This is a genomic window from Pelovirga sp., assembly GCF_059864205.1.
Genome location: NZ_JCBCBS010000128.1, coordinates 1 through 6,211 on the forward strand (window position 1 = coordinate 1; position 6,211 = coordinate 6,211).

The following is a 6,211-nucleotide window of genomic DNA, read 5'->3' on the forward strand; positions in this document are numbered from 1 at the left end:
GAGCACAACAAGACGGTCATGACGCGCAAACCCTGAAAGAAAAAAGGCACCATCAAGATCTTTAAGAATTTCAGAAAAAGAATCGTCTATCGAGACAGTCGGTCCTCCACGAAAAGGGGTAATGTCTCCACCGACTCCTGATGCCCAGAGATAGGGAGTAACTTGGCCGCTCCAGCCATGGGCGGCCAATGCGTTGGCCGGTCCCATGAGAATTCCTGCAGACACCGCCAGCATTAAACTAAGACCCCGAAGCCGCAACAGGCCTGGGATGATTTTTTTCATCATCTCATTTTTCTCCCTCAACGCTAACAAGAACGGCTTGTCACCGCTACAGTCCCTGAAACTTAAAAGGAACAGCTTTCTTAAAAGACCTCAGGGCATCACCAGCATATACCTGGCCCTCGTCGAGGCTGAGCTTGAGAACACTGGCCTTGTCACTGAAATCAACCTTTTTAAGATCAACCCACAGTACATTCGGTGTCATGACATTTTCAAAGTAGTAAACAAGCCGCTTCTGGTCGGCAACGACCCGCCACTGCGTGCTGGAAATATGCGGCTGGTCTTCTGAAGATATACCGTAGGGAACGGAAACATTTCTGATCACGCTGAACACGCTTGCTACGGCTATATGGGGATCGCTGGTTTGGGGAATGGCACCAATGTAATAGGAGGCACGAGCAAAACGATCAGCGGGCCTGTTGGTTCCCGGCAAAAACACGGTGCCTGGTATTTGTTCCCAATAGCCTTTGATGGCCAACTGCTCCTCATAGACGGGATCGTTTGTCATGACCTGGTACGATGAGTCGTGATGGATAACTAACTTGCCATTGATATATTCCAGAATAGCGCTATCTCCGGTCGGATCGGAAAGAGATAGATGGACAGTAGTAAACTTATCCGTTCCGGGGATAAAATCCGTAACAACAACAAACTCCTCCTTGCCAAGAGAATTCACCGCCTCAGCAACGGTGGCAAAGTTGTCGAGAGCATACTGGGCCCATGCCGCAATGGTAATGCCTTTTTCTTTGCCGGACGGGTCAAAAGCAGGATACTGCGATGTCACGAGCCACAGAAGATTGGCGACCAGTCCTTTCTCATTCATGCCGTCCGGCGTGGCAATGTCCCAGGAACTGGCAGCAATACTGCCATAGCGCGATGTCCATTCCAGCGAATTTGGGCCCACCTCACCGCTTCTTTTCATCCCGCGCGGGAAAATCCACAAGTTGGCAGGAATGGCGATTGAAAAATCCATTGTACGCCCGGTAAGCACGTTTTCAGCCGGGCCCTTATATACCACCCTGGTACAAGCCAGCAGATCACCCGCAAAAAACAAAAAAAGAAAGAGCAAACATAAAAAAAACATAGGCTTAAAGGGTTTCATCTTGCACTCCTGTAAGAAATTGAAAAAGCTATAGTTTTTCGACGAAAAATATAACTGCGGCTGTCTTCAATTGTCAATGTGGCGTGCCAACATTGCCGCGCCATCCATTCCCAACTGCTCGGTCTGTTTGACGACGGAGAACTGACCCCGGAACCGAGGAAATTGCCGTAACGGCCCGCAGGAAATCGGCTGCGAGCGCCTATTTATTGATGAACCGGCTGATATGCCGGGGAGCTATTAACCCCTCGGACTGGAAAAATATTGATTGTCATTAACCACTTTAGGTAAACAATGTATACACTTGCTGATTGTAGCCAGATCACATAGGCAGCCTATCGTGACATACAGTTGCTGGATCGCGGTCTTTTGTTCGGCTCAACGCGGTTTGCAATGGGATCACCTTCACTACCCATCGGGCGGAACGAGGAGTCAGTCAATTCATTGTTGAGCAAGAATCCCCCAGCTAATACTGATTCTCCGTCTGACATGGCGACAAAAACCCTTGCTACAGGATCCAAAGGCCCTGCGCAAGGATAGAGCTGAATAGTTACGAAAAATCATCGATGGATTTCATGATGGATTCCGTTCCTCTGCAATGAGGAAAACTGATTTTCGAGTCTACTTTAAATAGGAATTTCTGGTCGAGCTTTCTCCCTTTTTTACTGCTTGAGCCACGCAGAAATGTCTAGTTGTTGAATGACGATTCACTCTGTACAAGATGATCGATATATCGACACCAGGCTTCGCTGTCGCGTTGCGGAACAGTGGCCTTGCCTCGAATACCAAGTTTAAATTCGACCACAGATCTCCATTCCTCCGAGCCGATATCTGGCCCGTGTCCGTGGCCATCTCCTGTTGTTACTTTCTCTTCTATTGACTGGTACCATTCGCCGGAGCAGGAGGTTTTCGTTTGCTGTGCTGATTTCACGATACTGCTTGTTGTTGTACAGCCGACCACTAAACCAAGCAAGATTGTGAGCCATAAACAAATTACTAACGATTTCAGATTGTTACTTAGCATATAAAATAATCCCTACAATTTGGATGCAAGCACAAAAAAGCGCCGAATCTATAAAGGTGGGCTGTGAATTATACCATCAAAAAAGAGAAAGCCAGTTGCGGGGAGGTGCCGCAACTGGCTTTTTTAAACACACAAGGAGTAGGAGAATGAAGAGGAACTTGGCTCGCCTGCCACAACAAGCTTCGTTCTGTTGATTACCACTATAATGATAGCGGTTATCAATTGCAAGCAATAAATTACCAAAAAAGTAATTATTCTCTAGCGTCCTTTCTGATTTCCTCTTTTGGTTCATCCTCCGGCCGATAAGCACCGTGCCGACAGAGAGTGTCGTCCTCCCGGCAAATATTCCGGATGTCCCCGCAATGGCGGGTTTGGCCTCTCTTTATTGTTGACGTTGTGACGTTGCTGGTCGGCCAGGCCTTGACGACCTGGCCGACCCCCGCCTCCCCGTTTGGAACAATTTTTATCAACGTCAGCGAATGCCGTAATCTGCTACCTGCCAGACACCATCCAGGTGTCTTGGCAGAATCACCTCAGCTGCCCGATCCTGGTGCAAGGTCCGCGCATCAAGCTGCACGATCGGATAATCGCCATCAGGAAAACGCGGATAGATACCGCTGGAGCGCAATGCCGTCAACTGTCGCCGTAGAACCGGTCCCAATAGGTGTTGTGACCGCTCGATAGCGTTCACAACCTCCTGTTCATTCCGGGCCAGTCGCAGCGACGAAGACACCTGGTTGTGGGCGGTACTGCTGTTGTCGCTGTCATTGATCCGGGCAAAGTGCCCAGCCGCTGCTACCGTATCTTGCGAGAGCAGGTTGGCCGGTGCGCTGCTGAGCCCAAGCAGTAGGTCGCAAAACCCCAGCACAACAATGGCAACCAATTTTTTCTTTCATGACCCCTCTGTTTACACGTTGGAACATTTCCGAACTATTGCTGGTCGTCCAGCCATTGATGGATTTCCTTCATGGATGCCGGTTTGTGAAATATTTTACAACCAAGATGCTGTGCCTGCTCATACTCTTCATTCGACCAGCTTCCGGAAATCACTGCTCTGCGGTTGTTCGGCAGCTTGCAGCCGCGATCTTTGATCCACTGGATGAATTCGAGCCCGCTCATGCCCGGCATCTGATTATCGGTTATCAATGCATCAGCGCAGGCGTCGTCGGAACAGTCACAGTAGCCATTATGGCTTGCAACATAGCTGGTCGGATCGGCAAAAGCTGTGACCTTATAATCCCTTTCCCTCAGTATTTCCGTCATCAGATCACGACAAAGGGGATTGTCTTCGAACAGCAATGCAATTTTCGATGCCATATCAGGCTCCCTTGACGACAACAGAATGACTTTCAGCGGCCATTGTAGCGACGATTTCTGAAAAAAATCTGACTGGGAGGAGTTTGTTCCTGTTTTTATGCAAAAAAATTGAAATTTATGCATGCCAAACTGTGATTTGTTATGGATTTCCTGATAGGATCCCAACTTGTCCGCAGTTCTCAAGCGCAAGGATGTGAACATGGCGAAACCTTCTTGCAGCTGCACGGGGTCTAGCTGACCGGGCCGCAACGGGTTGGTGAATTGCTCAATGGCGACGAGACATTTTTGCCGGTGCGTGCCGGCAGCCAGGTCCAATTGGTGAATCTGCAACAGGTGGTTTCGATGTCTCTTTCCGCTGAACTGGAATGTGATCCGCTGTTGACCCTCGGTGAGGAGCATCAAGTGCGGGTGACCGACTAAAGGCCTGCAGCTTATTCGTATTCATCCACTCCCACCAGCGATGGGAGTGCGGTAGTTGTGGTGATAAATCAGCTTGATTGCTTAGAGGAAAGACATGATTTTCTGGTTAATTTACGCGCTGACCGGCGCAGTAGTCGGGGTGTTGGCCGGGCTGTTGGGGATTGGTGGTGGCGTGGTCATCGTGCCGCTGCTGACCTTCACCTTTGTTGCCCAGCAATTTCCTGAAACCTATATTCTTCATCTGGCCCTGGGAACCTCCCTGGCGACCATTATTGTTACCTCGATTTCCAGCTTTCGTGCCCACCACGCCCGCGGGTCGGTCAACTGGTCGGCCGTCAAGGGGTTGGCTCCCGGTATTCTGCTGGGGACCTTTATGGGAACCTGGGTGGCAGCGCAACTCAGCAGTAAATTTTTAAGCGTGTTTTTTGCCTGTTTCCTCTATTATGTGGCTATTCAGATGTTGCTGAACATTACTCCGCGCCCCTCACGTAGCCTGCCGGGAAAAGCCGGGATGTTTGGTGTTGGCGGTGTCATTGGTGGCATTTCGAGCCTGGTGGGTATCGGTGGTGGGACGATGACGGTGCCATTTCTGGGATGGTGCAACCAACCGATTCACACTGCGGTTGGCACCTCGGCGGCGGTCGGCCTGCCGATCGCCTTTGCCGGTGCCCTGGGGTATCTGCTTAATGGTCTGTTTGCCAGCGGTTTGCCGGCGGGCAGTCTGGGCTTTATCTATCTGCCGGCACTGCTTGGCGTTGCTGTGGTGAGCTATTTTACGGCGCCCTTCGGGGTTCGGCTGGCTCATGCTTTGCCGGTCGCTCGGCTGAAAAAAATCTTTGCCATTTTTCTGTTGTTGATGGGAACACGCATGGTCCTGAGTTTTTTTTAAAGGGGCGCTTATACATAAAGAGGACTTTTTGATGGAAAACTTCTGGTTTGCGTTTGGTTTGACGGTTTTTGCCGGTCTGGCCACCGGGGTTGGCAGTTTGATTGCGTTTATGGCAAAACGCACAAATTATCGTTTTTTATCGGTAGCAACAGGATTCTCAGCAGGGGTTATGCTTTATGTTTCCTTTGTTGAGATCTTTGTCAAAGGGGCCAACGTTTTAACCGAGGCCTATGGTGCCTATTGGGGACACTGGGTCAATACGGCAGGTTTTTTTGGCGGTATGTTGCTGATTGGCTTGATTGATACCTTAATTCCCTCTGCAGCCAATCCCCACGAAGTTCACTCTGAAGCGGAAGTCAGCCCTCTCAAAGATGAATCGGAACCTATGCCGAAACAATTCATCAAGGATCATGGGCTGGGAAATAAAAAACTGCTGCGGATGGGCTTGTTTACTGCGTTGGCTATCACCATTCACAACTTTCCCGAAGGGCTGGCAACCTTTCTAGCAGCACTTGAGGATCCAGCTCTGGGCGTTGCTATCGCTATTGCCATCGCTTTACACAATATCCCAGAGGGAATCAGTGTTTCGGTCCCTATTTATTATGCCACCGGCAGTCGCTTCAAAGCCTTCTGGTATTCATTACTTAGCGGTCTTGCTGAGCCCCTGGGAGCCATCATCGGTTATCTGGGCATCATCTTTTTCTTTGGTGGGACTGACGGCGTGGTGCCACCACAGGTCATGGGGATCCTGTTCAGTGGCGTTGCCGGGATTATGGTTTATATCAGTCTCGATGAGTTGCTGCCTACCAGCCGGGCTTATGGCAAAGGGCATGACAGTTTGATCGGGCTGGTCGCCGGCATGGTGGTGATGGCCTTGAGTTTATTGTTGATGATGTAGTTTTGTCGACTGATGATTACGGGCCGGCAATGGCAAAAAAACGCGAACTGAGGCACTTACAAAAAGCAGCGACTGGCCACAGGTGGACACTGTGGTGCCTTGTTGTCCTCTTGTGCTTTATGCTGATCGGTTGCGGGGAAATCAACTATTATCGCCAGGCGGTGCTCGGTCAATGGCACCTGCTGGCCCAACGTCGTGATATTGAAAAACTGATCGCTGCTGAGCAAACACCCGCTGAATTGAAACAGCGCCTGGAGCTGGTGCAGGAGATCCGCGATTTTGCCG

9 protein-coding genes are annotated in these 6,211 nt (G+C 50.2%); 4 read left to right on the forward strand and 5 right to left on the reverse strand.

Going from position 1 to position 6,211, the window contains the following annotated elements; all coding sequences use genetic code 11:
- From AC6F7T_RS08210 to AC6F7T_RS08230, 5 genes are all read right to left on the reverse strand, one after another.
- On the reverse strand, positions 1-285 hold a 285-nt coding region (locus AC6F7T_RS08210; RefSeq protein WP_500717727.1), incomplete at its 3' end, for a hypothetical protein.
- 43 nt (positions 286-328) lie between these two features.
- Positions 329-1,381: a linear amide C-N hydrolase gene (locus AC6F7T_RS08215; protein ID WP_500717729.1), complete on the reverse strand. Its 1,053-nt coding sequence runs from the start codon at positions 1,379-1,381 to the stop codon at positions 329-331.
- Between the two features lie 685 nt (positions 1,382-2,066).
- Positions 2,067-2,402 carry a hypothetical protein gene (locus AC6F7T_RS08220; RefSeq protein WP_500717731.1) on the reverse strand — a complete coding sequence of 112 codons (336 nt, stop codon included), beginning with the start codon at positions 2,400-2,402 and terminating at the stop codon, positions 2,067-2,069.
- 472 nt (positions 2,403-2,874) lie between these two features.
- Complete coding sequence (locus tag AC6F7T_RS08225; protein ID WP_500717733.1) at positions 2,875-3,285, reverse strand: DUF4019 domain-containing protein; 411 nt, start codon at positions 3,283-3,285, stop codon at positions 2,875-2,877.
- 47 nt (positions 3,286-3,332) lie between these two features.
- Complete coding sequence (locus AC6F7T_RS08230) at positions 3,333-3,719, reverse strand: response regulator (RefSeq protein ID WP_500717735.1); 387 nt, start codon at positions 3,717-3,719, stop codon at positions 3,333-3,335.
- Positions 3,720-3,980: 261 nt separating this feature from the next.
- Here AC6F7T_RS08230 and AC6F7T_RS08235 point away from each other — a divergent pair, with 261 nt between their 5' ends.
- From AC6F7T_RS08235 to AC6F7T_RS08250, 4 genes are all read left to right on the forward strand, one after another.
- Positions 3,981-4,139 carry a hypothetical protein gene (locus AC6F7T_RS08235; protein WP_500717737.1) on the forward strand — a complete coding sequence of 53 codons (159 nt, stop codon included), beginning with the start codon at positions 3,981-3,983 and terminating at the stop codon, positions 4,137-4,139.
- 94 nt (positions 4,140-4,233) lie between these two features.
- Positions 4,234-5,028, forward strand: coding sequence for a TSUP family transporter (locus AC6F7T_RS08240; protein ID WP_500717739.1), 795 nt, complete (start codon positions 4,234-4,236; stop codon positions 5,026-5,028).
- A 31-nt stretch (positions 5,029-5,059) separates the two neighbouring features.
- Complete coding sequence (zupT, locus tag AC6F7T_RS08245; RefSeq protein WP_500717740.1) at positions 5,060-5,926, forward strand: zinc transporter ZupT; 867 nt, start codon at positions 5,060-5,062, stop codon at positions 5,924-5,926.
- Between the two features lie 119 nt (positions 5,927-6,045).
- Positions 6,046-6,211: aminopeptidase (locus AC6F7T_RS08250; protein ID WP_500717742.1), on the forward strand; the 166-nt coding region annotated here is incomplete at its 3' end.